This is a genomic window from Serratia sp. JSRIV006 (genome assembly GCF_019968685.1).
In the GTDB taxonomy this organism is placed as follows: Bacteria; Pseudomonadota; Gammaproteobacteria; order Enterobacterales; family Enterobacteriaceae; genus Chania; species Chania fonticola_B.
On record NZ_CP074137.1, the window covers coordinates 4,730,202 to 4,755,363 of the forward strand.

22 protein-coding genes, 1 tRNA gene and 1 pseudogene are annotated in these 25,162 nt (G+C 53.2%); 12 read left to right on the plus strand and 12 right to left on the minus strand.

All coding sequences use genetic code 11. The features are described from left to right. Positions 1-3 precede the first annotated feature (3 nt). Both KGP16_RS21865 and KGP16_RS21870 read right to left on the minus strand, forming a co-directional pair. Positions 4-636, minus strand: a complete 633-nt coding sequence (locus KGP16_RS21865) for a response regulator transcription factor (protein ID WP_021806290.1) — start codon at positions 634-636, stop codon at positions 4-6. 177 nt (positions 637-813) lie between these two features. Then, the gene (locus tag KGP16_RS21870; protein ID WP_223500337.1) at positions 814-1,806 is read right to left on the minus strand and encodes a type IV pilus twitching motility protein PilT; all 993 of its coding nucleotides are present in this window, start codon (positions 1,804-1,806) and stop codon (positions 814-816) included. Positions 1,807-1,826: 20 nt separating this feature from the next. Between KGP16_RS21870 and KGP16_RS21875 the strand changes: the two genes are divergently transcribed. From KGP16_RS21875 to hemW, 6 genes are all read left to right on the plus strand, one after another. Then, positions 1,827-2,540 (plus strand): YggS family pyridoxal phosphate-dependent enzyme, encoded by a 714-nt coding sequence (locus tag KGP16_RS21875; RefSeq protein ID WP_059201772.1) that lies wholly within the window; start codon positions 1,827-1,829, stop codon positions 2,538-2,540. 10 nt (positions 2,541-2,550) lie between these two features. Then, a complete protein-coding gene (gene proC, locus KGP16_RS21880; protein WP_021806293.1) occupies positions 2,551-3,372 on the plus strand; it encodes a pyrroline-5-carboxylate reductase in 822 nt (273 codons plus the stop codon). An 82-nt stretch (positions 3,373-3,454) separates the two neighbouring features. Further along, entirely contained in the window at positions 3,455-4,009 is a 555-nt protein-coding gene (locus tag KGP16_RS21885; RefSeq protein WP_021179666.1) for a YggT family protein, read from the plus strand. Beyond that, entirely contained in the window at positions 4,006-4,296 is a 291-nt protein-coding gene (gene yggU / locus KGP16_RS21890) for a DUF167 family protein YggU (RefSeq protein WP_021179665.1), read from the plus strand. The genes KGP16_RS21885 and yggU overlap by 4 nt, the downstream gene beginning before the upstream one ends. A gap of 16 nt (positions 4,297-4,312) precedes the next feature. Continuing rightward, positions 4,313-4,909 (plus strand): RdgB/HAM1 family non-canonical purine NTP pyrophosphatase, encoded by a 597-nt coding sequence (rdgB, locus tag KGP16_RS21895; protein ID WP_021806294.1) that lies wholly within the window; start codon positions 4,313-4,315, stop codon positions 4,907-4,909. Next, positions 4,899-6,050 (plus strand): radical SAM family heme chaperone HemW, encoded by a 1,152-nt coding sequence (hemW, locus tag KGP16_RS21900; RefSeq protein ID WP_021806295.1) that lies wholly within the window; start codon positions 4,899-4,901, stop codon positions 6,048-6,050. The genes rdgB and hemW overlap by 11 nt, the downstream gene beginning before the upstream one ends. 174 nt (positions 6,051-6,224) lie before the next feature. Here the strand turns inward: hemW and KGP16_RS21905 are convergent, their stop codons facing one another. The 4 genes from KGP16_RS21905 to trmB all read right to left on the minus strand — a co-directional run bounded on the left by KGP16_RS21905 (position 6,225) and on the right by trmB (position 9,031). Continuing rightward, positions 6,225-6,941: a DUF2884 domain-containing protein gene (locus tag KGP16_RS21905; RefSeq protein WP_059201775.1), complete on the minus strand. Its 717-nt coding sequence runs from the start codon at positions 6,939-6,941 to the stop codon at positions 6,225-6,227. 40 nt (positions 6,942-6,981) lie between these two features. After that, entirely contained in the window at positions 6,982-7,905 is a 924-nt protein-coding gene (glsB, locus tag KGP16_RS21910) for a glutaminase B (protein WP_094981501.1), read from the minus strand. A gap of 80 nt (positions 7,906-7,985) precedes the next feature. Next, entirely contained in the window at positions 7,986-8,312 is a 327-nt protein-coding gene (locus KGP16_RS21915) for a YggL family protein (RefSeq protein ID WP_021806298.1), read from the minus strand. Continuing rightward, on the minus strand, positions 8,312-9,031 hold the full coding sequence (trmB, locus tag KGP16_RS21920; RefSeq protein WP_021806299.1) for a tRNA (guanosine(46)-N7)-methyltransferase TrmB: 720 nt from the start codon (positions 9,029-9,031) through the stop codon (positions 8,312-8,314). The genes KGP16_RS21915 and trmB overlap by 1 nt, the downstream gene beginning before the upstream one ends. 180 nt (positions 9,032-9,211) lie before the next feature. Here trmB and mutY point away from each other — a divergent pair, with 180 nt between their 5' ends. The 3 genes from mutY (at position 9,212) to mltC (ending at position 11,723) form a co-directional block, all read left to right on the plus strand. After that, positions 9,212-10,312: an A/G-specific adenine glycosylase gene (gene mutY, locus KGP16_RS21925; protein WP_021806300.1), complete on the plus strand. Its 1,101-nt coding sequence runs from the start codon at positions 9,212-9,214 to the stop codon at positions 10,310-10,312. Beyond that, a complete protein-coding gene (locus KGP16_RS21930; RefSeq protein ID WP_021179657.1) occupies positions 10,309-10,581 on the plus strand; it encodes an oxidative damage protection protein in 273 nt (90 codons plus the stop codon). The genes mutY and KGP16_RS21930 overlap by 4 nt, the downstream gene beginning before the upstream one ends. Positions 10,582-10,646: 65 nt before the next feature. Beyond that, complete coding sequence (gene mltC / locus KGP16_RS21935; protein ID WP_021806301.1) at positions 10,647-11,723, plus strand: membrane-bound lytic murein transglycosylase MltC; 1,077 nt, start codon at positions 10,647-10,649, stop codon at positions 11,721-11,723. Positions 11,724-11,771: 48 nt separating this feature from the next. Here mltC and KGP16_RS21940 read toward each other — a convergent pair whose 3' ends face one another. From KGP16_RS21940 to KGP16_RS21965, 6 genes are all read right to left on the minus strand, one after another. Continuing rightward, entirely contained in the window at positions 11,772-12,884 is a 1,113-nt protein-coding gene (locus KGP16_RS21940) for a GGDEF domain-containing protein (RefSeq protein WP_021806302.1), read from the minus strand. A gap of 117 nt (positions 12,885-13,001) precedes the next feature. Next, on the minus strand, positions 13,002-15,164 hold the full coding sequence (gene speF, locus KGP16_RS21945; protein ID WP_059202092.1) for an ornithine decarboxylase SpeF: 2,163 nt from the start codon (positions 15,162-15,164) through the stop codon (positions 13,002-13,004). A 484-nt stretch (positions 15,165-15,648) separates the two neighbouring features. Beyond that, the gene (locus KGP16_RS21950) at positions 15,649-16,995 is read right to left on the minus strand and encodes an OprD family outer membrane porin (protein WP_223500338.1); all 1,347 of its coding nucleotides are present in this window, start codon (positions 16,993-16,995) and stop codon (positions 15,649-15,651) included. Between the two features lie 117 nt (positions 16,996-17,112). Then, positions 17,113-18,414: a pyrimidine-nucleoside phosphorylase gene (locus KGP16_RS21955; protein WP_037375733.1), complete on the minus strand. Its 1,302-nt coding sequence runs from the start codon at positions 18,412-18,414 to the stop codon at positions 17,113-17,115. Positions 18,415-18,431: 17 nt separating this feature from the next. Further along, positions 18,432-20,375 carry a bifunctional 2',3'-cyclic-nucleotide 2'-phosphodiesterase/3'-nucleotidase gene (locus KGP16_RS21960; RefSeq protein ID WP_371822719.1) on the minus strand — a complete coding sequence of 648 codons (1,944 nt, stop codon included), beginning with the start codon at positions 20,373-20,375 and terminating at the stop codon, positions 18,432-18,434. A 68-nt stretch (positions 20,376-20,443) separates the two neighbouring features. Next, positions 20,444-21,625: a NupC/NupG family nucleoside CNT transporter gene (locus KGP16_RS21965; RefSeq protein ID WP_223500344.1), complete on the minus strand. Its 1,182-nt coding sequence runs from the start codon at positions 21,623-21,625 to the stop codon at positions 20,444-20,446. 394 nt (positions 21,626-22,019) lie between these two features. Between KGP16_RS21965 and KGP16_RS21970 the strand changes: the two genes are divergently transcribed. From KGP16_RS21970 to KGP16_RS21980, 3 genes and pseudogenes are all read left to right on the plus strand, one after another. Further along, positions 22,020-22,095, plus strand: a tRNA-Phe gene (locus KGP16_RS21970). A gap of 196 nt (positions 22,096-22,291) precedes the next feature. After that, entirely contained in the window at positions 22,292-23,545 is a 1,254-nt protein-coding gene (locus tag KGP16_RS21975) for an integrase arm-type DNA-binding domain-containing protein (RefSeq protein WP_024531366.1), read from the plus strand. A gap of 152 nt (positions 23,546-23,697) precedes the next feature. After that, a pseudogene (locus tag KGP16_RS21980) lies at positions 23,698-24,564 on the plus strand (IS481 family transposase); the annotation flags it as partial. Between the last annotated feature and the right edge of the window lie 598 nt (positions 24,565-25,162).

The window sequence follows — 25,162 nt, forward strand, 5'->3', positions numbered from 1 at the left end:
AATTTATTCATCGTCAGGTCGTTCGCTCTGATGATGAAAAAAAGCCACCAAATCTTCTGTACTGCTAACTTTTAGTTTTTCCATCAGACGTGTCTTATAAGTGCTGATGGTTTTATTGCTCAAAATCAGACGATCGGCTATTTCCTTATTGCTAAGACCCTCTGACAAATACCGCAACACGGTCAATTCACGATCGGAAAGGCGAGTAAGATCATTCTCACTTTTTTGCGGTGAATTTAGCAAAGGCATCAGAGTAATCTGTGGAAAACAGGCATAGCCTTGCAGCACCAGTTGGCACAATGGTGCCAATTGACTGATATCCTGATCCTTGTTGAAAAACCCGCTAGCCCCGGCACGCAACGCTCTTTCTGCATAGCTCCCCGTGGGCAGGCTAGTATAGACCACCACTTTAATAGCGCTGTCCACCTGGCGAATATGCTGTAGGATCTGCAGCCCATCCATTTTGTTCAGCATGATATCAAGTATCACCAGCTGCGGCGTATTTTCCCTTATTCGCGCCATGGCATCCAGACCGTTAGTTGCGGTCTGGATCGAGTTATTACCTAATGAAGATAAAATTGCTTTCACAGCGAAACAAATTGCGGGATGATCGTCAACAATCAACCAGGAACCCATAAGAATATCCTTATCCTAATACTAGTCCTAAAAATAAAAACCCATAGAGAGTTGCTTATACTGCAACACAATTCGCTCTTGAGTTACCAATATACTTCGCTCTTGCACGCAACCTCTGTGCTATTGATTGCAATTAAATATAAGGTATAAGGGGGAAATAGCTAATCGATTGTGGCATTATAATATTCCCTGCGCAACACGCTGTTGCAAACCCTGTTCAAAAGTTTGCATGCCTGACTGCGCACCGGTTTGCAATACGCTGACCAACTGATGGGTTTTACCTTCGCGGATCATGCTGCTCACCGCTGCCGTGGCCGTGAGGATCTCGTAAATGGCAACACGCCCTCCCCCGGGCTTGCTCAGCAGCTTTTGCGCGATCACCGCCTGCAGGCTACTGGCCAACTGGGCCCGAACATAGGTTTTCTCTTCCGCCGGGAAGACATCCACCAGCCTTTCCACCGCCTGTGGTGCGCTGCGGGTATGCAAAGTAGCTAGAACTAGATGGCCAGTTTCTGCCGCGGTCAACGCCAGCCGAACGGTGGTGGTATCACGCAGCTCCCCCAGCAGGATCACGTCTGGATCTTCACGCAGTGCGGCCCGCAGAGCATCGTCAAAACTGTGGGTATCCCGCCCTAACTCGCGCTGCTGGATTAGGGAACGCTGGCTACGATGGATAAACTCGATCGGATCTTCCAGCGTGAGGATATGGCGGCGCTGATGCCGATTAATAAAGTCGATCATCGCCGCCAAGGTGGTCGACTTGCCGCTGCCGGTAGCACCGGTGACAAGTATCAAGCCATCTTCGCGTTGCAGCAGCGCCGGAATAATTTCCGGAGTAGTCAGTTCGGCCAACGTTGGGCACTGGCTGGCGATCCGGCGTAACGCCACGGAGACCCCGGCATTTTGCAAAAAGAAATTGGCACGTAGCCGGGTACCATCAGCCAGAGCTAGCGCCAGATCGAGCTGCCCCACCTGCTGGAGTTGCTGCCACATCGTTTGCGATAACTGCGTTTGGCACCATGCCGACATCTGCTGTTGGGTGAGGATTTCCCCACGTTCCACGGCCTGGAGCTCGCCATCGATACGTAACATTGGCAGATGGCCGGTACAAAGGTGCAGATCGGAGGCATTATGCTTTACACTAAGAGCCACAAATTCATCGATATCCATATCAATCTCCCGGGTTAATCATGAGCACTATCCAACAGAATCTGCAGGATGTCAGGAGCCGTATTGCAGCGGCCGCTCAAGACTGCGCACGCATTCCAGAAGAAGTGACATTGCTTGCAGTCAGCAAAACCAAACCTGCGGAGGCGATCGCACAAGCCATCGCCGCAGGCCAGCACGCGTTTGGCGAGAATTACGTGCAGGAAGGGGTAGACAAGATCCAGTATTTTGCCCAGTTGCCGGAAGGGGCAGGATTGGAATGGCACTTTATCGGCCCGCTGCAATCCAATAAAAGCAGGCTGGTGGCAGAGCACTTTGCCTGGTGCCACACCGTTGACCGCTTGCGTATTGCCCTGCGCCTGAGCGATCAGCGCCCCGCAGAAATGCCGCCGTTAAACGTGTTGATCCAGATAAATATCAGTGACGAGCAGAGTAAATCTGGCATTGTATTGAGTGAGCTGCCAGCGCTGGCCGAGGCGGTCGCCGCATTGCCTAACCTGTGCTTGCGTGGGCTGATGGCCATCCCGGCCCCGGAACACGACTATCAGCGCCAGTTGGCGACATTCGGCCAGATGAACGACGCTTTCCAGGAGCTCAAGCAGCGCTATCCGCAGGTGGATACGTTGTCGATGGGCATGACAGATGATATGCAGGCAGCGATCGCCGCTGGCAGCACGATGGTTCGTATCGGCACCGCCATTTTTGGTGCCCGCGACTACTCGCACACCACCGTATAACGAGGATTGGATGCAACATCGCAAAATTACCTTTATTGGTGCCGGTAATATGGCTCGCGCTATCATTGCTGGCCTGGTCGCCGGTGGCTATCCGGCAGCCGCCATCAGCGTTTGTGCGCCGTCAGCAAAAAACCGTGACGCCCTGGCCGCCGAATATGGCATCCACAGCAGCGCAGACAACATCACCTGTGCACAACAGGCCGACGTCGTGGTCCTGGCGGTGAAACCGCAAATGATGGCGCAGGTTTGCTTACCTTTACAGGAACAGGTCGATTTCTCCGGTAAACTGGTGCTGTCGATCGCCGCCGGTATTCTGGTGAGCCGTTTCTATCAAATGCTCGGCGAAGGCTTGAATATCGTGCGCATCATGCCCAATACCCCTTCACTGGTCGGTAAAGGAATGAGCGGGCTGTATGCTCCCGAGCAGGTTAGCCAACAGGATCGTGATTACACCAGCGATCTGATGAGCTCGGTGGGTAAAGTCTGCTGGGTCGATGACGAAAACGGCATCAATGGCGTGATCGCCGCCGCAGGCAGCGCACCAGCCTATTTCTTCCTGTTTATGGATGCCATGCAGCAGGAAGCCGAACGTATGGGATTCAGCAGCCAGGCCGCTCGCGATCTGGTGCAGCAGGCCGCTATCGGTGCTGCGGCATTGGCCGCCGCCAACCCGGAAATTTCACTGGCTACGCTGCGTGAGCAGGTGACCTCCAAAGGGGGCACCACCGCCGAGGCAATACGGGTGTTCAACGAACATCAGTTGCCAGAGACCGTTGCCAAAGCCATGCAGGCCGCCGTTTCCCGTGCGCAGGAAATGGAAAAATCATTTTAACTATGCCCGATGAGTTTCAGGCCGCCACGGTGGTCTGAAAACCAAGGGGATAACCCAGAAGTTAAGGAGAAGGGTAACTTACATGCTAACGCTGACTTTTCTGGTCAAAACCGTCGTTGATATTTACGTGATGGTGCTGCTGTTGCGCATCTGGATGCAACTGACGCGCACTGACTTTTATAACCCGTTTTCGCAGTTTGTGGTGAAAATCACCCAGCCGATCGTCGGCCCACTGCGCCGCATCGTTCCTTCGATGGGGCCGGTAGATAGCGCGTCATTGCTGTTGGCGTTCCTGCTGATGACCATTAAATATCCGCTACTGCTGCTGATCCAGAGCGGTACCCTGTCACTCAGCCTGTACAATTTGCTGTTTGGTCTGATTTCTCTGATCAAATCCGTCGGCTACCTGATCTTCTGGGTGATGATCATTCGCGCCTTGATGAGTTGGATCAGCCAGGGCCGCAGCCCGATTGATTATGTAATGTTCCAGCTTACCGAGCCATTGATGGCCCCTATCCGCCGCGTGATCCCGGCAATGGGCGGCATTGATTTCTCCGCGATGGTGGTGATCCTGATCCTGTATCTGATCAACTACCTGGGGATGGATCTGTTCGGCGAGCTCTGGTTCCTGCTGTGAGTGCAGTTACCCCGCTGCTGGACGGGCTGGTAGTCAGGCTATATATTCAGCCCAAAGCCAGCCGCGATCAGATTATTGGCCTGCATGGCGACGAGATAAAAGTCGCCATCACCGCACCGCCGGTTGATGGCCAGGCCAATGCCCATCTCATCAAGTTTATCGCCAAGCAGTTCAAGGTGGCGAAAAGCAACGTGATCATCGAGAAAGGCGAGCTGGGGCGGCACAAGCAATTGCGCATCCTCAACCCGCAACAGATCCCTGAGGCCATCGCGGCGCTCATCGAATAATTTCAAGGTATCTATTATGCAAAAAATCGTTCTTGCCACCGGCAACCCCGGCAAAGTGCGTGAACTCGCCGAACTGCTGGCCGATTTCGGCTTTGACGTGGTAGCGCAAACCGAGCTTGGCGTAGATTCCGCCGAAGAAACCGGCCTGACGTTTATTGAAAACGCCATTCTCAAGGCCCGCCATGCCGCGCAGATCACCGGTCTGCCAGCGATTGCCGACGACTCAGGCCTGGCAGTCGATGCCTTGGGCGGCGCTCCGGGTATTTATTCTGCCCGCTACGCCGGTTTAGAGGCCAGCGACCAGCAGAATCTGGACAAGCTGCTGGTGACGCTGAAAGACGTGCCTGCGGGCAAGCGCGGTGCTCAATTCCATTGCGTGCTGGTGTATATGCGCCATGCAGAAGATCCAACTCCGCTGGTATTCCACGGTTGCTGGAACGGTGAAATCACTTTTGAAGCGGCCGGCGTTGGCGGCTTCGGTTACGATCCGATCTTCTATGTGCCAGAGTTGGGCTGCACCGCAGCAGAGCTGACGCGGGAAGAGAAAATTGCCATTTCCCACCGTGGCAAGGCGTTGAAGTTGATGTTGGAAGCGATGCGTAATGCCAGCTAACAGCGTACAACTGCCACCGCTCAGCCTGTACATCCATATTCCCTGGTGCGTACAAAAGTGCCCATACTGTGATTTCAACTCGCATGCCTTGAAAGGCGAAGTGCCGCACCAGGAATATGTCGATCATCTACTGGCGGATCTGGATGCTGATTTGCCGCTCGCCAGCGGTCGTGCAATCAGCACTATCTTTATCGGTGGCGGTACGCCGAGCCTATTGAGTGCCGAAGCCATGCAGGCACTGCTGGATGGCGTGCGGGCGCGCATTCATGTCGCGGATGACGCCGAGATCACCATGGAAGCCAACCCAGGCACCGTGGAGGCCGATCGCTTCAGTGGCTACCAGCGCGCCGGGGTGAACCGCATCTCGATTGGCGTACAAAGCTTCAGCGCCGAGAAGCTAACCCGTCTGGGGCGCATTCATGGCCCGGATGAGGCCAAACGCGCGGCGCATCTGGCAACCGGCCTGGGCCTGCGCAGTTTCAATCTGGATTTGATGCATGGCCTGCCGGATCAGTCACTGGAAGAAGCGCTGGACGATCTACGCCAGGCTATCGCCCTCAATCCGCCGCATCTGTCGTGGTATCAACTCACCATCGAGCCAAATACCCTCTTCAGCTCACGCCCGCCGGTATTGCCGGACGATGACGCGCTGTGGAATATCTTTGAACAAGGTCATGAGCTGTTGAGCGCCGCCGGATATCAGCAGTACGAAACCTCGGCCTACGCCAAACCGGGTTATCAGTGTCAGCACAACCTCAACTACTGGCGCTTTGGCGACTATCTGGGGATTGGTTGTGGCGCACACGGCAAGCTGACCTTTGCCGATGGCCGCATTCTGCGCACCGCCAAAACCAAGCATCCACGCGGCTTTATGCGGGGTGACTATCGGGACAAGCTGCATGAAGTCGAGGCGCACGATCGGCCATTCGAGTTCTTTATGAACCGTTTCCGCCTGCTGGAAGCTGCGCCACGCGCCGAGTTCGCCCAATATACCGGGCTGGATGAGAGTGTGATCCGCGCGCCATTGGACGAAGCACTGGCTAAAGGCTATCTGCTAGAGACGCCAGAGTATTGGCAGATCACCGAGCATGGCAAACTGTTCCTTAATTCGCTGTTGGAACTGTTCTTGCCGGAAGAATAACTTAGGTAGAATTGCAGGCTCACCTGTATGGGCGCAGCATGTGAGCTGCGCCCATTGAGATCATCAATGCGGTTCAAGCCCTAAAAACTCAGCAACACTGCCCTGGCAACAAAAAAGGTTCCGTCGAGTTAAGAGTGCAATTCTTAAAACAACGGAACCTGTTAACGTAAAACCTTAGTTCAACGCCTTAACCAGATCCTTACGCTGGGTTTCCAGTGCCGTTACGCGCTTACACACGTCGCGACCGAAGTTCTGGAAGTCCTGCTCCTGATTGTTCCATTCGTTCTTGATGGCCTGCTGTAGCCCACCCAGATTGCCCATGATCGCCTGCAACGGGTTGCCATTGCTGTTGGCAACCTGCTTGACACCCATTTCGTTCAGGCTGTCCTGCAATACGCCGCCCATGCTCTGCTGCACGATATTGCGGCCATCCTGCTCCACCTGAGCGATCGCCTTGTGGTGGAACGTGAGGCCGTCGCTGCGGTGTTCAATGATGCGGTTCATCTGCTGCTTCAACTGATCGTTGAGCGTGGTCAGGCGGTTGCGTACGTTACTGTCTGTGCCCAACTGCTGAACTATGACTTTATCCAGCGCTACCCGCGCCTTCTCCAGATGCTGCTGCGCACCCTGATCGATCCAGGGTAAATCTTTACGCAATGCGCTCTGGTAGCTGAACGCCTTCTGGCGCTGGTTATCGTTCAGGTTCAATGCTTTGCCATCACGAGTGACATCGCCGTCGGCGGTAATTTGCAGGTTACCGCTGGCACCTACCACCTGCACGGTCTGCGGGCTGATAATCACGTCGTCCTGTGGCCTGACGCTGCACTGATACTCGGCATGCGCCTGTGAAGCCGTTAATAACAGCAAGGCCAATCCGGTTCTCTTTAACATAGTTTCTCCTGACTCCCTTCCAACCGCATGTGCGATGGAGTTAAAAAATCGAACGGCTAATGCGTTGAGACAACAGTTCTAGTGCCGCAGTTCCCGCCAATGAGTTACCGGATGCATCCAGCTCCGGCGACCAGACGACAATCGACAGTTCATCAGGGACGATGGCGATGATACCGCCGCCCACGCCAGACTTGCCCGGCATGCCAACCCGATAGGCGAATTCACCTGCGCCGTCATACATACCGCTGGTCATCATCAAGGCGTTAATCTGCCGGGCCTGCAACGGGCTGATCACTTCTTCGCCATCAAGCGTCCGGCCCTGGTTAGCCAGGTAGACAAAGCTGCGTGCCAACTCAACGCAGCTCATCCGTAACGCGCAGTAGTGAAAATAGGTTTGCAGCACGGTCAGTACGTCATTGTCGAAGTTACCGAACGACTTCATCAGATAGGCGATGGCGGCATTGCGGTCGGAATGCTCAAATTCGGAGCGCGCCACGCGGATGTCATAGGATAGGTCATCAACACCTGCCAGTTGGCGCACCACTTCCAACATCCGCTGCTTGGGAGCACTAAGCCGGGTTTGCAGCATATCGCATACCACCAGCGCTCCTGGGTTGATAAACGGGTTGCGCGGTTTGCCCTGTTCCATCTCCAACTGCAGCAACGAATTAAACGGCAGGCCAGAGGGCTCTTTCCCCACCCGCTGCCAGATTTCACCTTCCTGATAACGCGTTAGCGCCAGCGTCAGGCTCAATACCTTGGAGATCGACTGGATCGAAAAGCGCTCCGCCGCGTCGCCGGCCTGAAACAGCTCACCGTCAACAGTACAGACGGCGATCGCCAGCCGATCGGCGGCGACTTCTGCCAACGCAGGAATATAGTCTGCAACCTTGCCTTGCCCAATCAACGGGCGAACCTGTTGCAGGATCTCTTCCAGCAACGCGTTATCTAATGTTGTTACCACCGCGCTCACTACTCCAGAAAGGACACCAGATAAAACAAAGGTGCCATTAAGGCACCTTCGGCAATGCTAATCGGACGGGATCAATCCCACCAGATGTCGAACAGATCGCTGGTTTTCACATCGTTCAGCTTGCGTGCTTCCAGCCAGTTTTTGATCAGCTCACGGTGTTCGTCGGTGCAATGACCAATCGTCTGCAGGCAGATCAAACCTTCCCACTGCAGATAGCCACTGCCGTCAAACGCCAGGCCGTTCGGCTCGATCACTTCCTCGATAAACGCGTCCAGGGTGCTGTCGATATCTTCAACGGCGGTCCCTTCAGCAAAACGCCAGGCTACAGAGAAGCCTAGTTCCTGAAACTCTTCGATATGCAACTTTTTACGTAAACGACGACTACGGTTCTTAGCCATTATTCCATCCTCTCAAACATCAAATCCCAAACGCCATGTCCCAGACGCTGGCCACGTAATTCAAATTTTGTCAGCGGACGCGAGTCCGGGCGCGGTACGTAATCATTACTCTCGGAGAGATTACGGTAGCCTGCGCTGCTGCTCATGACTTCCAGCATGTGTTCCGCATAGGGTTGCCAGTCGGTGGCCATATGGAATACGCCACCGACTTTTAATTTGCGCTGCACCAGCTCAACAAACGGCGTCTGTACGATGCGGCGTTTGTTGTGGCGCGCCTTGTGCCATGGATCCGGGAAGAACAGCTGCACCATATCCAGTGAAGCGTCCGGGATCATATTCTGCAAGACTTCTACCGCATCGTGGCACATCACCCGCAGGTTGGCCAACTCCGCCTCATGGGCATCGGCCAGGCAGGCACCCACGCCCGGCGAGTGAACCTCGATCCCCAGGAAGTTCTGCTGCGGGTTGTTGCCCGCCATGGTGACCAGGGATGCCCCCATGCCAAAACCAATCTCCAGCACGGTTGGCGCTTCACGGCCAAACAGCGCGGCGATATCGACAGGTTCAGCCTGATATTCCACGCCCATCACCGGCCAATAGTTGTCCAGCGCCTGCTGCTGGCCTTTGGTCAACCGCCCCTGGCGGCGAACAAAACTGCGGATACGGCGCATCGCGCGGCCGTTCTCATCAAATTCTGGGGAGATGACGTCATTAATCATAGTGCTTTCTGTCTATTTGGCTGCCAATTAGGGGAACGCGCATTATGCAAAGATACCTTGCTTTAGCAAGCGTTCATCATCATACCGGATGTGCTACTGCGGAAAGTTCCGGTTTACAGCACCATCACTCTATGCTGCAATCGCGCATCATTATTTATCTGCCGGATAGCGAACTCGCTCATGATGCAAGCACAACAGTTCTCGCACGTAGTGCTTGACTGGTACCAACGCTATGGCCGCAAAACGCTGCCGTGGCAACTCGATAAAACGCCTTATCAAGTATGGCTCTCTGAGGTGATGCTGCAACAAACTCAGGTTGCCACCGTTATTCCTTATTTTCAGCGCTTTATGGCACGCTTTCCGAACGTGCGTGCCCTGGCCGAAGCGCCGCAGGATGAAGTCCTGCATCTGTGGACCGGGCTTGGTTATTATGCCCGCGCCAGAAACCTGCATAAAGCGGCGCAGACCATTGTCGCACAGCACGGCGGTGAGTTCCCGACAACCTTTGAAGAAATTGTCGCGCTGCCTGGTGTAGGCCGTTCAACCGCCGGTGCCATTCTCTCTCTGTCCCAGGGGCAGCACTACCCGATCCTCGACGGCAACGTCAAGCGTGTACTGGCCCGTTGCTATGCCATAGCTGGCTGGCCGGGTAAGAAAGAGGTGGAAAATCGCCTGTGGGAAATCAGCGAAGAGGTCACACCGGCAAAAGGGGTTGGCCAGTTCAATCAGGCGATGATGGATCTGGGAGCGATGGTCTGCACCCGTAGCAAACCAAAATGTGAGCTATGCCCACTCAATGTCGGCTGCATCGCCAACGGCAACAGCAGCTGGGCCAACTACCCAGGCAAAAAGCCCAAGCAAACCCTGCCGGAAAAAACCGCCTACTTCCTGATGCTGCAACAGGGCGATGGCGTCTGGCTGGAACAGCGCCCAGGAACTGGCCTGTGGGGCGGGCTATTCTGCTTCCCACAGTTTAGCGCGCGGATCGATCTTGAACTCTGGCTGCAACAACACGGCCTGCAAGGTAGCCGTTTAGAGCAAATGACCGCCTTCCGCCACACCTTCAGCCATTTCCATCTGGATATTGTGCCTATGTGGCTGAACATCGACAAAGCGGGTAGCGCCATGGATGAGGGTGCCGGTCTCTGGTATAACTTAACGCAGCCCCCTTCGGTCGGGCTGGCCGCGCCGGTTGAGCGCCTGCTACAGCAGTTGGCCAAACAGTCCCCGACCCAACCCGGTTTATTTGGCAACAGCGCCATTGACGAGGAATTAGCATGAGCAGAACCATTTTTTGTACCTTCCTGCAGCGTGACGCCGATGGGCAAGACTTCCAGCTCTATCCAGGGGAAGTCGGCAAGCGCATCTACAACGAAATCTCCAAGGAAGCCTGGGGAGAATGGATGAAGAAGCAGACCATGCTGATCAACGAGAAAAAGCTCAACATGATGAACGTGGATGACCGCAAACTGCTGGAACAAGAGATGATCCGCTTCCTGTTCGAAGGGCATGAGGTCCACATCGAAGGCTATACGCCACCGAGCGAATAAGATTTTCCGGGCCAGCTCTGGCCCTTTCCCCCTGTTTAATTCTTCGCGTATACGGCTTTAACAAGATGAAGAAAATGTTAGCTTTGCTAGTGATAGCGCCTTTGCTGATCTCCTGTTCCGGCAAAAAAAACGACGTGGTCAGTGAAGCCTATGTCAAAGACACCAACGCCTTTGATATTTTGATGGGCCAATTTGCCCACAATATCGAGAACATCTGGGGGCTGAGCGAAGTTCTGATCGCCGGGCCAAAAGACTACGTCAAATATACCGACCAATATCAGACCCGTAGCCACATCAACTTTGATTCGGGCACCATCACTATCGAAACCATCGCCACCACCGATCCGGCGGCTCATCTGCGCCAGGCGGTGATCAGCACCCTATTGATGGGTGATGATCCGGGCTCGATCGACCTCTATTCCGACGCCAATGATATCCAGATCAGCAAAGAGCCGTTCCTGTACGGCCAGGTGCTGGATAACAAGGGCCAACCCATCCGCTGGGAATGGCGGGCGGCGCACTTCGCCGACTACCTGCTGCAAAACAAGCTAAAGAGGCGTACCTCAGGCCTGCACGTGATCTACTCGGTGACTATGCAACTGGTGCCTAACCACCTGGATAAACGTGCACACAAATATCTGCCGATGGTTCGTCAAGCGTCTGAGAAATACGGCGTCGAAGAGTCGCTGATCCTGGCGATTATGCAGACCGAATCCAGCTTTAACCCGTATGCGGTAAGCGGTTCCGACGCGCTGGGCCTGATGCAGGTGGTGCAGCATACCGCCGGTAAAGACGTGTTCCAGAGCAAAGGTAAATGGGGCACGCCAAGCCGCAGCTACCTGTTTGATCCGGAGAACAACATCGATACCGGTACCGCCTATCTGGCCATCTTGCAGAATAACTACCTGGGCGGCATTCAGAACCCGACCTCACGCCGTTATGCGGTGATCACCGCATACAACGGAGGAGCTGGCAGCGTGCTGCGGGTGTTCAATAGTGACAAGGCCAAAGCGGTAACCATCATCAACAGCATGCAGCCTGGTGATATTTATCAGACTCTGACCACCAAGCATCCTGCGGGTGAATCACGCCGTTATCTGGTGAAAGTGAATAACGCACAGAAAAACTATCGGCGGAAGTAATCGCTGATAAGAAAGGCAGGACAGGGGGAAAGCCATTCCCCCTGCCTCCTACTCAGCCAACGTATAGCCGTTGCGCCCATTAGCCTTGGTTTGATACAGAGCCTTATCGGCTATCTCGACCAATTGCTCACGCCCCACTCCGGCGCGCCATAATGCAATCCCCTGACTCACCGTGACCCATTGCCCAACATCGGAACCTTCGTGAGGGATCGCGATCGCCGCAACCAAGGTCTTGATCCTTTCGGCCACCGCTATCGCCTCGGCACGATCGGATTTTGGCAGTAGAATAATGAATTCCTCACCACCGTAACGTGCCACCAGATCCTGTGAACGACGCACGCTATTTTCAAAGCACTCGGCCAGACGGATCAGACACTCATCCCCCATTTGATGGCCATAATGGTCGTTATATTTTTTAAACAAATCCACGTCCAGCAGGATGATGGCGAAAGGCTCCCGACTCTCCACCTCCCGAGAAAACACCTCGTCAAAGTAGTTGCTGAAATAACGCCGATTGGCCAGCCCAGTCAGCGGATCGCGGTTGGCCTGTTTACCCAGACGCTCGATCAGCTGCTTGTTCTCCCTTTCCCGCTCGATAGCCAACATAAACCATTTCTCCAACATACGTTTGGCCGAGTAGATCAAAAACAGCATCAGTAAATAAGAGAACACGTTCGCCAGTGAGGCTGCACCGCGCAGGAAAATATTCTCGCTGATGGACATCGCCAGTATCGGTACCGTAAACAGGCACAGCAGCAAGGGAGAGAGGTAAAAGGGGATCAGTGAGGCAAACACCAAGCCAATCAGCAAGGGGTAGACTATGGTCACATTGCCCATGACGATCAGGTGATGAAAGGTAGCACACCAGCATAGCGACAAAACCGTCACACTGACTATCAGCCCCCACCAGCGAGCTTTCTCACCGTATGGCCGTAACACCCTCAACACCATATAGGTGACGAAGGCGACCAGCATCACGCCGGTGATCGCCGGAGCTGAACGTAGCAAATGGCTTAACGACTCGTAAAGCCCTGACCCCAGACGCTGTAGGAACAAGTAGAAAGAGAACAAGGCGTTAACCAGCAAAAACCAGTCAAAACTGTGAAACGTGGACTTTCTTTTTTCTTTAGCGACCCAGGCGGCGTATTTTCGATCTTTCATTATTGGACTCATTGTCATACCACTCTACTCAATGTAGTGGTGACATCCGCCTTTGTCATGCAAGATAGACGGGCGCAGCATGCCGCACCCATACAATGCGGCTAGTACGATGAGGTTTTACGGCTTGATCATATAGCCAAAAATCCGTTTCCAGCCGTGATCTTTCTTCTCGATATACACGCCCTGCAGCTCCGGTGAGAAGCCTGGCAAGCGGTTGATGCCCTCCTCCAGCGCCAGGAAGTAACGCTGTACCGCGCCGCCCCACACTTCGCCTGGCACCACGCACAGCACGCCCGGTGGATAAGGTAAGGCCCCCTCTGCCGCGATGCGCCCGGCAGCCTGAGCGATCGGCACCAGCTCAACGTTGTCGCGGATAAACTCGACGTTGGCATCCTGCGGATTCATCATCACCGGCGGGAAATGATCCTGACGGAACATCTCTTTTTGTAACTGCTTCACGTCGAAGCTGACGTACAGATCGTGCATCTCCTGGCACAGCTGACGAATGGTGTAGCCTGCATAACGCTGCTGATTCTTGCGATAGACCGTCGGCAAGACCTCACTCAGTGGCGCATCTGCCTCGACGTAACGCTCGAACTGCACCAGCATATCCACCAGATGCTCCATTTTCGCCGGGTTCTCCGCCGGGGTGAGCAGGAACAGGATCGAGTTGAGATCGCACTTCTCTGGCACGATGCCGTTCTCACGCAGGAAGTTGGCCAGAATGGTCGCCGGGATACCGAACTCGGTGTATTGACCGGTGGCCGCATCAATCCCCGGCGTGGTCAGCAGCAACTTGCAGGGATCGACCAGATACTGCCCCTGAGCATAGCCTGCAAAACCGTGCCATTGCTCGCCCGGTACAAAGTTGAAGAAGCGTGCATCGTTGGCGATCAGGTCGGTATCGTAGTCCTGCCAGTCCTTGCCTGCCACCTGCGGCGGAATAAAGGGCCGCAGCTGCGAACAGCGTGCCAGCAGTTGTTTACGCGTGTCGATCCCCAGCTTGACGCACTCCATCCACATGCGGCGGCCAGCGGCACCGGCATGCATCTTGGCGTTGACGTCCAGCGCGGCAAACAGCGGATAAAACGGGCTGGTTGAAGCATGCAGCATAAACGCATTGTTGAGATGCTTATGGTTGCAGTGGCGTTTCTGGCCTTTGATGTGATCGTCTTTCTTATGGATCTGCGAAGTCTGCGAGAACCCGGCCTGCTGCTTATGCACCGATTGCGTGACGAAAATACCCGGATCGTGCTCATCCAGTTCCAACAGCAGCGGCGAGCACTCCTTCAGCATCGGGATAAAACCTTCATACCCCACCCAGGCCGAATCAAACAGGATGTAATCGCACAGATGGCCGATGGTATCGATCACCTGACGGGCGTTGTAAATGGTGCCGTCATAGGTGCCGAGCTGAATGATCGCCAGGCGGAAAGGCCGTGCCGCAGCGGCTTTTTCCGGGGCAACATGGCGGATCTGCTCGCGCAGGTAAGCCTCATCAAAGCATTTAGAATCGATGCCTCCGATAAAACCAAACGGGTTACGCGCGGTTTCCAGATACACCGGAGTCGCTCCGGCCTGGATCAACGCGCCGTGGTGATTGGATTTATGGTTATTGCGATCGAACAGCACCAGATCGCCACGCGTCAGCAGCGCGTTGGTCACCACTTTATTGGAGGCCGAAGTGCCGTTCAGCACGAAGTAGGTTTTATCGGCGTTGAACACTTTCGCCGCGTGTTTTTGCGCATCCTTGGCCGAGCCTTCGTGGATCAGCAAATCGCCCAGCTTCACATCGGCGTTGCACATGTCCGAACGGAAAATGGTTTCACCGTAAAACTCGAAAAACTTGCGCCCTGCCGGGTGCTTGCGGAAAAACTCGCCGCCCTGATGGCCCGGGCAGGCAAAGGTTGAGTTATCCATCTCCACGTAGGTTTTCAGCGTTTTGAAGAACGGCGGTAACAGCGCCTGCTCGTAGGCATCGGCGGCGGCCTCCAACTGCGCCATGTAAAACGCTTTGGTCGCGGCAGCCAAGGCAAATACCCCAGTAATCAACGGCAGGTGATCCGGGGAAAGCTGTTCATCCCCCTCAACGGCAACAAACGTCGGGATCTCAAAGCCGGTCGCTTTAAGCGTTGCCAGAATACCGGCATCCACATCGCTAACAGAGACCACGGCCGCCGCCACATCGGTATAGTCAGTCTGCCCCACACGCACAATTTCGCGCAGGGTTTCAATGCTGGCTACCAGGCTGGCGCTGGTTGCTATCTTCAATTCTTTCATCATGCTGAGTCTCAAACGGTTAAGGATGAGGGTGTGCCACTGGGCACATAATGAGATAACCCTGGTTATCCCGGCAAAGTGATGAGCCAAGGCGCAACCATGACCGGCCGATGCGGGTAGGCATCAGACAACTATCGGGGACTGGGATCGGCAGCGTCCGATAGACATCAGTAAAATCAGAGCCGCAGCTCTATTTTTAATCATGCCTAACAGCGAGCATTGGCTAGCTTTACCGCATAAGGGGCAGCGGTGTTCGCATAAATGGCGTTAAGGAAACACGGAGTGAGGGCGTCATCAGACTTCTGGAGCGCAGCTGCGCCGAGGTGGTTAAAGCCGTCATGCCTGTACTCCTCTGTGATGAAGTGGGAAATTCGCGCAATGATTACACGTTTTTTTCGAGGGTTCAAGCCGGTTAATAGTTACTATTAATGCATAATTATTTATTGATGCCGTGTGGAAAACCACACGGCCAGGCAGGCTTAAACTAGAACAGGTTGAACTTGTAATCCACCTGCAGTTCGATAGAGTGGTTCTGAGCGCGCATCGGCTTGCCATCCGAGGTCAGCTTCGGCTGGTTGCTCTGGCTCTGGTAGTTCCAGGATGGGCCACCGGACAGCTGCACTGCCAGATTTTTCAATGCCGGCTGTGACGGCGTCCAGCGGGAGTAAACCAGGGTTTCACCACGCTCGATGCTATGGCCACGGTACTTCATCCCCCAGCCATAGTTGGTGACCATCCCCAGCTCAACCTCTGGCGTAACGGCATAGCCGAAGGTCCAGGCCAGCATCTTTTCCTTATCGCCCACATAGTCATTACCCCAACTGTCGGCCATTGAGTTAAAGGTACCGCGGCTGTGTTTGGCCAGATGCCACTCAAAGCGCCCTAGCCCGTTGCCATTGTCGAGTGAGGCCCGGGTGTATGAAGCCCCAACCTTATGCTTCCAACGTTCGGCGCGCCATTCGGCGTACATCGCATAATGGTAGGCATCATCATCGAACGTCTTGTGACGGGTGGACATGCGAGTCCAGTCTTGCAAACCATGGTTGTAATACACCTGGCTGGCAAACTTGAGGCGATTTTCCGCCCAGGACGCCGGTTGCCAACCCAGTTCTACCCCGTGGCGTTGCATATAGTTATGGCTTTCCCCCAGGAAATAGAGCGCACTATAGCCGTGATCGCTATAGCTCAATTCACCGGTCGCAATGCTGCTGATCTCCTTTTTATCCGCAGTGAGGAAATGGATCTTATCCGGAGAGTCCCTGTCGCTATAGCGAGTTACGTAGGCACCGCGTACCCGCACTGGCCCGGTTGCCGCTTCGCCACGCAAGCCCAGATAGGTACTTGGAATGGCACGTGTGGAGTTATTGAGTGCGCCCCATTTTTTAATCTGCTGCCAACCGGAATAAAGGTGAAGATAGGTATCATCATCACCCAAACGCCCTTTCAGATAGAGCTGCCCAATCTTGTTGAAACCTTTGGCCTGACCATTGTCGTTATACAACACGCTACGGCCCCAGAAATCATCGCTGGCGGCCAGTTTAATCACGCCATAATAAGAAGCGTCTACTCCCAACATATCCGCAAAATAACCGGACTGATAATCAAGAGTGATCCCCTGCCCCCAGGCCGTTTGAATGGAGCGCTCCCCATAATCCTCGGAGCTTAAGTTTTTAAACACGTTACGGAAAGAAAGGTCTGCGTGGCTATCATTAATAAAACGTGAGAAGAGACGATCGCTAACCTTGATTTCCTCTGCGCAGAGGGGTAAAGAGAACATCAGTGCAAACAGTGCCAGTGGTTTTTTTATTTTAAATTTATTACTTTGATACATAGAAAAATTCCGTTTTCTATTTGCTCACCCAGAATTATTTTAATTCGATCAAATTATTTCTAGATAATGAAAAAAAATGTGTCACCCTGCAACCAGGATGACACACGGCTAATAGTATTATTCTGTAATAATGGTATGGATCAGTTTTGGCGCTTGCGCCTTATCGGCAAGGGTGATGCTGTCATAGATTTTCGCCATGACGTTCTCCACATCCGGGCGGTTGGCATGGATCGTCACCAGTGAGTCACCGATGGCGACCCGATCGCCGACTTTTTTATGCATCATCAGGCCCACGGCCAGATCGATGTCATCTTCCTTGGTGGCACGACCGGCACCGAGCAACATGGCTGCCACACCGATTTCGTCGGCCACAATGTTGGCGACCACACCCGCCTGCTTGGCCGGTACCTCAATCAGGTATTTAGCCTGCGGCAGCTTCTCTGGATGATCCACCATTGAAGCATCGCCGCCCTGGTTGGCCAGGAAGTCACGGAACTTGGCCAGCGCCTTGCCGTTATCGATCACCTCTTGCAGCATGGCGCGCGCAGCCGGTAACGTGTCGGCCTTTTTCGCCAGCACTACCATTTGGCTACCCAACTGCATGACCAACTCGGTCAGATCTTCCGGTCCTTCACCACGCAGCGTATCGATGGCTTCCTTCACTTCCAACGCATTACCGATGGCGTAGCCCAAGGGCTGCGACATATCGGAGATCACCGCCATGGTATTACGGCCCACGTGATTACCAATGCGCACCATCGCCGTGGCCAGCTCAACGGCATCTTCGGTGGTTTTCATAAATGCACCGGCACCGGTTTTCACGTCCAGTACGATGGCGTCTGCACCCGCAGCGATCTTTTTGCTCATGATCGAACCGGCAATCAGCGGAATAGAGTTCACCGTACCGGTCACATCACGCAGCGCATACAGCTTCTTATCCGCAGGGGTCAGGTTACCGGTCTGGCCAATCACCGCCACCTTGTCGCGGTTCACCAGCTCGATAAACTGTTGGCTGGAGATTTCCACGTGGAAACCGGCCACCGCTTCCAGCTTATCGATAGTGCCACCGGTGTGCCCCAGGCCACGGCCCGACATCTTCGCCACCGGGATATCCAGCGCCGCTACCAACGGTGCCAGCACCAACGTAGTGGTATCACCCACGCCGCCGGTGGAGTGTTTGTCTACCTTGACGCCTTCGATCGCCGAAAGATCGATCACGTCACCGGAGTTCACCATCGACATGGTCAGATCGGCACGCTCACGGTCGTTCATATCCTGGAAGAAGATCGCCATAGCCAGCGCACTGGCCTGGTAATCAGGAATATCTCCCCGGGTGTAGCCGTTAACAAAAAACTCAATCTCTTGCGTAGTCAGCTCTTTTCCATCGCGCTTTTTGGCGATGATATCAACCATTCTCATTGTCATTCCCCGGATCTTTATTTCTGTAAATCGATCTTGTAAACGGCAAAGCCGATATCGTCTTTTCCTACCAGCGTCATTGGATGCTGTGCGGACTGTTTAATGTAATCAGCCGCATTCTGGCTTGGTGAAGTCTCGATGCGGATATCCAACGGCTTATCCGCAGTAATTTGCGCGATCCGCCAGTTGTTTTTTACCTCTGGCTTATATGCGCCATGCTGTTTGGTCTGCTCGGAGATGTAATTAGCCACGATAGTGCGCACTTCATCTGGCGAGGAGATAACGATATTTTTTTCACCCGTACCGGCGAACTTGCCGGTAAATGCCCGGTAATTGTTCACGGCAACCAGGAATGGCGCATCTGCCACCACCGGCTTACCTTTATAGGTCAGCGACTTGATACGCTGGGCCTGAGGATTGATCACGTTGCAATCCACGTCATAACGCGCAGGCTGGGTCACGTCGATCTGATAGCTCAGATCGTCAAACATATCGAAGTTGTAGGCCCGGAAGCCGTTCCAGTTAAGCAGTGACTGTGGCTTATCGCTTTTCACGTCGATCTGGTTGTACATGCCCGCAGAGCACTCCAGCCACTCTTTCAGATCGCTGCCTTTCACTTTCACTGCCGCCAGCGTGTTGGAATACTGGTAAAGATCGGCCGCGTTACGGAAACTCAGAGGCCCTTTACGCATATCAACGAAGGCCGCCGGGTCGTTCTTCCTGCCACCCGCCTTGAACGGTGCCGCAGCAGACAGTACCGGGATATCAGCCAGATCTGGATCGCCCTGAATAAAGTGCTCAACGTAGGCTTTCTGCGCCGCACGGATGATCTGGATGGCCGAGGAGTCCTGCACTAACGACAGATAGGTATTGGTATCTTCGGCAATGGTGCCAATCGGCTTGTTAACGAACTCACGGGTGTCGTTATGTGCCTGCTCAAGCGTTTTCACCAACGAGGCCTTGGCATCCACCAGCGATTTGTCATTCTTCTTATCAAAGATTGGGCGAGCCTCTGCACGGCTGGAGACCACCTTCCACTTATTGGTTTCCCCTTCCAGCACCAGATCGATCACCCCCAGGTTATCCGCCCAGTGGCCCGGCATCACGGCAGGTACGCCGTTGACCGTCCCCTTTTCAAGATCTACCCCAGGAATAGCGGCGAAATCCTTGCTTGGGAAAATACCGTGAGAGTGGCCAAAGGTAATGGCATCGATGCCTGGAACCTGCGTGAGGTAGTAGACCGAATTTTCTGCCAGCGCCTTGTAAGGATCGGCAGAGATGCCAGAGTGGGCGATAGCAATCACGATATCCGCCCCTTCCTTACGCATCTGTGGCACCAGCTCCTTGGCGGTTTCGGTAATATCTTTGGCAATCACCTTACCCGACAGCTTGTCCTTGTCCCACAGCACTACCTGTGGTGGTACAAAGCCGATATAACCGATGCGCAGCTTATGCTCTTTACCCTCGGTATCTTTTACCGGCGTTTCTACGATCAGGTACTGTTTGAAATAAGGCTTGTTGGTCTTGGCGTCATAGACGTTGGCGTTGATGTACGGGAATTTGGCCCCGCTAATCGCCATTTTCAGGTAATCCAGCCCGTAGTTGAACTCGTGGTTGCCCAAGCTGCCGACCGCATAATCCAGAGTGTTCATCGCCTGATAAACCGGATGTACATCGCCCTTTTTCAGGTTGGCTGCAGCATAGTCCGCCATCGGGCTGCCCTGGATGATATCGCCGTTATCGACCAGCACGCTGTTGGTCGCTTCCGCACGGGCAGCATCAATCAACGTGGCCGCTCTCACCAAGCCGTACTGAGCGGTGGCTTTATCTTTGTAATAGTCATAATCCATCATGTTGCCGTGAACGTCGGTGGTTTCCATGATACGGAGATCCACCGTTGCGGCATGCGCAGCGCCTGCAACCAACAGGGCCAATAACGATAGCTTGAGGGGAGAAGTCATTTTCATCACATATTCCTTATTGTTATAGCGGTAGCAGACCACAACCTCTCGATGTGGCCTTGAGCTAATTAAAAGAAGAAACCTACGACGGCGGCGTTCAGGAAGCTGACCAGCGTGGAGCCGTAAAGCAGCTTCAGGCCAAAGCGGGCTGCGGCGTTACCTTGCTTGGAATCCAACGCCTTGATGGCACCGACGATAATGCCGATAGAGGAGAAGTTGGCGAACGACACCAGGAACACCGAGATAATCGCCATGGTACGTTCAGAGAAGTTATAGTCACCCTGCGACAGGTTGAGCATGGCAACAAATTCGTTGCTGACGATCTTGGTTGCCATCAGGCCACCGGCCTGCACCGCTTCGTGCCACGGTACGCCCACCAGGAAAGCCAGTGGAGAGAACACGTAACCCAATACGCCTTGGAAGGAAATGCCAAATGCAGCGGTGAATAACGCGTTAGCCATGGTGATCAGCGCAATAAAGCCGATCAGCATCGCGCCAACGATAATCGCCACCTTGAAACCATCGAGGATGTATTCACTCAAGACTTCGAAGAAACTCTGCTTCTCCCCTTCAATGACATCCAGAATGTCTTCCTCAGGCTTGACCTGATAAGGGTTGATCAGCGACGCCATGATAAAGCCACCAAACAGGTTCAGCACCAAGGCAGTCACCACGTAGCGCGGATCAAGCATCACCATGTAAGCGCCCACAATCGCCATTGATACCGTCGACATGGCCGAGGTACACAGCGTATACAGGCGGTGCTCCGGCAGCAGGCCGAGCTGTTTTTTTACCGAGATGAACACTTCAGACTGGCCGAGGATCGCCGAAGCCACCGCGTTATAGGACTCCAAGCGTCCCATGCCGTTGACCTTGCTCAGCGCCAGGCCGATGTACTTGATGATAAAGCCCAGAATGCGCCAGTGTTGCAGGATGCCGATCAGCGCGGAGATAAACACGATAGGCAGCAAAACGGACAGAAAGAAAGAGATCTCGCCATGGTTCACCAAACCACCAAAGACGAAGTTCACCCCTTCGTTGGCGTAGGAGAGTAAATTGCCAAATACCTCGGCAATCACGCCAATCACTTTATTACCTACGTCGGTCTTCAGCAGCAGTGCGGTCATCAAAAACTGGCAGGCCAGCATGACGAAAATCGGACGATAGCGGATGTTTTTGCGATCGTTGCTCACTAAAAGTGCCAAAATACAGATAGTAACGACACACACTATCCCTATGATATATTTCATCTTTTCCCCAAAATTATCTGCGAACCTTTACGTTCTGTTGACCAGCCTTGTACCCTGGCACATGCCGGGAACTGATGATGTTATTATCGAAACATAACACAGACAATATGTTATTAAAGTTACACAGATCACATTTGAAAATCACAATAGCCTTAAAATACATATATGTAACATGTTGTACTTATCACTAACATTGAATCGGTTATGGAATAGACAGAGATGAACATTGCTGGGGGGAGTTTTTTGATCGCTGGCTTCGGCGCTTGGGGGGAGAAGGAAGAATGCTGGCGCAGGAAGGTAACCCTGCCCTTGCTTGAAATTAGAGCAATCGCTCGGCTTTGTGACAGAAACCCATTGACGACACAGGGCCAAATACGGTTTAATGCGCCCCGTTGCCCGGATAGCTCAGTCGGTAGAGCAGGGGATTGAAAATCCCCGTGTCCTTGGTTCGATTCCGAGTCCGGGCACCAAATTCATATCAACGGACCTCCACGGAGGTCCGTTTTTGTTTATATACCCCGCCAGAATCAGTACTTCCTTCATACTTTCATTCAACCAGACTCCACCTAACTTACCCGGTATCAAGTCCCTTGTGCGGGTACAATCGAGGGTATAGTCTGATTCGATAATGTTTATACCCTTCCCCCTCCATCAGGAGACCTGTCTATGGCACTCACTGACGCAAAAATCCGCGCAGCTAAACCGCAAGATAAGCCCTATAAGCTTGCTGACAGCGGTAATATGTTTTTGCTCGTTCACCCCAACGGCTCCAGATACTGGCGGCTACGTTATCGATTTCTGGCTAAAGAAAAAACGCTGGCACTTGGCGTCTACCCTAACGTGTCATTATCTGAGGCACGAGATAGACGTGATGTGGCCAAAAAATTGATAGCGGATGGCATTGATCCCTGCGAACAAAAGCGGGTTAAGAAATCAGTACCTGATACTGCATCAACCTTCGAAGCGGTGACGCTACAATGGCACAAGAGCAACAAAAAATGGTCTGAGTCGCACAGCGCTAAAATTCTGAAGAGTTTCGAGTCCCATGTGTTCCCCTATATTGGATCACGGGATATTACCACGCTTAAAACGCCAGACCTGCTGATCCCGGTCAAAGCCGCTGAAGCGAAAGAGATCTACGAAATCGCCGCCCGATTGCAACAACGTATTTCTGCCGTTATGCGATATGCAGCACAATCCGGGATAATTGATTACAACCCTGCAGTAGATATGGCTGGCGCACTGACCACGGTTAAACGTCAGCACCGCCCTGCCCTGGCACTTAACCGTACACCTGAGTTATTGGCTCGTCTGGATGCGTACAAAGGACAGCCTCTGACACGGCTGGCAACAACGCTCACTCTTCTGATCTTTATACGCTCCAGCGAATTGCGTTTTGCTCGCTGGTCAGAGATCGACTTTGAAAAATCTATGTGGACAATCCCACCAGAGCGCAAACCGATTGCAGGTGTCAAATTTTCGCACCGTGGCTCAAAAATGGGTACCGAGCACCTTGTGCCATTGTCAAAACAGGCGCTGGAGCTTCTGCGTCAGATACACGATATCAGCAGGGGATACGAGTTGATCTTTACTGGCGATCACAATCCCTGGAAGCCCATGAGTGAAAATACCGTGAATAATGCACTACGACTTATGGGGTACGATACGAAAGTGGATGTTTGCGGTCACGGCTTCAGAACCATGGCGTGTAGTTCACTGATTGAGTCTGGCTTATGGTCGAGGGATGCAGTAGAGCGCCAAATGAGTCACCAGGAACGTAACGGCGTTCGTGCAGCCTACATCCACAAAGCTGAACATCTGGATGAACGCAAACTGATGTTGCAATGGTGGGCAGATTATCTGGATGCTAACAGAGAGAAGGGAGTGAGTCCGTTTGATTTTGCTAAGCTTGGGCAGTGATTGGTCATGATTTCGTCTGCGTGAGGAGTACTATCAGACTCTAACTCGGCCTGGATTGAGACACAGCTAGGGAAGATGCAAACAAGTGGGCCATGCCTTCCCATAAGTAACATGTGTGATTCATAGACATAGTTTCACTATAATGCCTCACTATGAACAGGGAAATTCAACAGCGACTGCAGTGGGTAAAACTCTATGAAACGTCCGGTGATGCGGGGTTCGTATGCCGTCGCTGTGGCATTTCTCGGCCCACATTGCGTAAATGGTGGCGCAGATATCTTGCTCAGGGCATCGCAGGTCTGGAAAGCCATAGCTGTCGCCCTAAGCGCTCACCATCAACGAAAACTGGCGCAAGCGAAGTTGCTCTGATCCTGGAGTTACGTTCTCTGCGAAATCTGGGGGCAAGGCGGATTCAGAGCGAGTTAAAACGACTTCATTCAATCTCACTGGCAATGGCAACGATTCACAAAGTTCTTTGCCAGAATCAGGTTACACCTGTTGTTAAATTTCGGCGTAAAGCTGATTTTATTCGCTACGAACGCCCTGTTCCCGGTGACAGGGTCCAGATGGATACCTGTAAAATTGGCCCCGGCTTATATCAGTACACATCCGTTGATGATTGCACTCGCTACAGAGTCCTTAGGCTCTACTCTCATCGCACAGCTGCAAACACACTGGATTTTATTGAATGTGTTATTGAAGAAATGCCTTTCCCGATACAGTGCTTTCAGACCGACCGGGGAAGAGAGTTTTTTGCCGTTAAGGTGCAAGAAAAATTGAAAGAATACGGCATCAAATTTCGTCCAAATAAACCAGCTTCGCCTCATCTTAATGGCAAAGTTGAACGTTCCCAAAAGACAGACAAAGCTGAGTTTTACGCCGTAGATCTTTCCGTAGATGACCAGAAGGAGCAACTGGCAGAATGGCAGCATTACTATAACTGGGAACGTCCTCATAGCGCTCACAACGGTAAAACTCCGATGGAGCATTACTTCGAACTTGCTGAGCAAACGCCATTTTGCACGTGAAACGTTGGCCGCATGAATTAACTGAGGCGACAACTACCTTGACACGCGCCGGCCTCTACAACGCTTTTACGCCAAACACCCGAGGTAAGAGCCGGATGCGTTAGCAGCGCACGTCCGGATCTGTGCGGGGGGCGAGGGGTAACCTTCGTCCTACCGCGACCGTTACAGAGGCATACGGGTGAGGACAAGGTGTTGTTGTCCCAACGAGATAAGGTCTATCAAGCAGCAATAGCAACGAACCCGACACGTTGGTCAGGGTCGACGCGGAACTGGGAATGGCAAGGGAGTATCACCCTCAATCCAGAGCGGGAAAAACAGGCTGCATAAATCAACCTGGGGTGACAACTTCATTGACACTTACCGGGGTCGCGCCACCCATGAACCCACCAACACCCCATGTGACTTCCTGAAAGTTTTAATTGTGGCTCAGTCAATTTTTTATTGATTGACGTTATTAAGCGAAAAACTATAATCAAGATGTTTCTCTGGATAGGAAGATGCATACGTTCAACTATATTCCTAAGAAATACATCCAGTTTTGAAAGTATAGGTAAAATCATGTCAGTTTATGAAAATTTAAAACCTAAAG

Excerpts from the sequence above, each read along its gene's own strand:
- KGP16_RS21885 (WP_021179666.1), top strand. The coding sequence starts at position 3,455 with ATGCTAACGCTGACTTTTCTGGTCAAAACCGTCGTTGATATTTACGTG.
- KGP16_RS21955 (WP_037375733.1), bottom strand. The coding sequence starts at position 18,414 with ATGAGAATGGTTGATATCATCGCCAAAAAGCGCGATGGAAAAGAGCTG.
- KGP16_RS21965 (WP_223500344.1), bottom strand. The coding sequence starts at position 21,625 with ATGAAATATATCATAGGGATAGTGTGTGTCGTTACTATCTGTATTTTG.
- mltC (WP_021806301.1), top strand. The coding sequence starts at position 10,647 with ATGAAGAAAATGTTAGCTTTGCTAGTGATAGCGCCTTTGCTGATCTCC.
- KGP16_RS21915 (WP_021806298.1), bottom strand. The coding sequence starts at position 8,312 with ATGGCTAAGAACCGTAGTCGTCGTTTACGTAAAAAGTTGCATATCGAA.
- KGP16_RS21870 (WP_223500337.1), bottom strand. The coding sequence starts at position 1,806 with ATGGATATCGATGAATTTGTGGCTCTTAGTGTAAAGCATAATGCCTCC.
- trmB (WP_021806299.1), bottom strand. The coding sequence starts at position 9,031 with ATGATTAATGACGTCATCTCCCCAGAATTTGATGAGAACGGCCGCGCG.
- KGP16_RS21905 (WP_059201775.1), bottom strand. The coding sequence starts at position 6,941 with ATGTTAAAGAGAACCGGATTGGCCTTGCTGTTATTAACGGCTTCACAG.
- proC (WP_021806293.1), top strand. The coding sequence starts at position 2,551 with ATGCAACATCGCAAAATTACCTTTATTGGTGCCGGTAATATGGCTCGC.
- hemW (WP_021806295.1), top strand. The coding sequence starts at position 4,899 with ATGCCAGCTAACAGCGTACAACTGCCACCGCTCAGCCTGTACATCCAT.
- KGP16_RS21865 (WP_021806290.1), bottom strand. The coding sequence starts at position 636 with ATGGGTTCCTGGTTGATTGTTGACGATCATCCCGCAATTTGTTTCGCT.
- KGP16_RS21960 (WP_371822719.1), bottom strand. The coding sequence starts at position 20,375 with ATGACTTCTCCCCTCAAGCTATCGTTATTGGCCCTGTTGGTTGCAGGC.
- KGP16_RS21930 (WP_021179657.1), top strand. The coding sequence starts at position 10,309 with ATGAGCAGAACCATTTTTTGTACCTTCCTGCAGCGTGACGCCGATGGG.
- rdgB (WP_021806294.1), top strand. The coding sequence starts at position 4,313 with ATGCAAAAAATCGTTCTTGCCACCGGCAACCCCGGCAAAGTGCGTGAA.
- KGP16_RS21975 (WP_024531366.1), top strand. The coding sequence starts at position 22,292 with ATGGCACTCACTGACGCAAAAATCCGCGCAGCTAAACCGCAAGATAAG.
- KGP16_RS21875 (WP_059201772.1), top strand. The coding sequence starts at position 1,827 with ATGAGCACTATCCAACAGAATCTGCAGGATGTCAGGAGCCGTATTGCA.
- speF (WP_059202092.1), bottom strand. The coding sequence starts at position 15,164 with ATGAAAGAATTGAAGATAGCAACCAGCGCCAGCCTGGTAGCCAGCATT.
- KGP16_RS21940 (WP_021806302.1), bottom strand. The coding sequence starts at position 12,884 with ATGAAAGATCGAAAATACGCCGCCTGGGTCGCTAAAGAAAAAAGAAAG.
- KGP16_RS21950 (WP_223500338.1), bottom strand. The coding sequence starts at position 16,995 with ATGTATCAAAGTAATAAATTTAAAATAAAAAAACCACTGGCACTGTTT.
- mutY (WP_021806300.1), top strand. The coding sequence starts at position 9,212 with ATGATGCAAGCACAACAGTTCTCGCACGTAGTGCTTGACTGGTACCAA.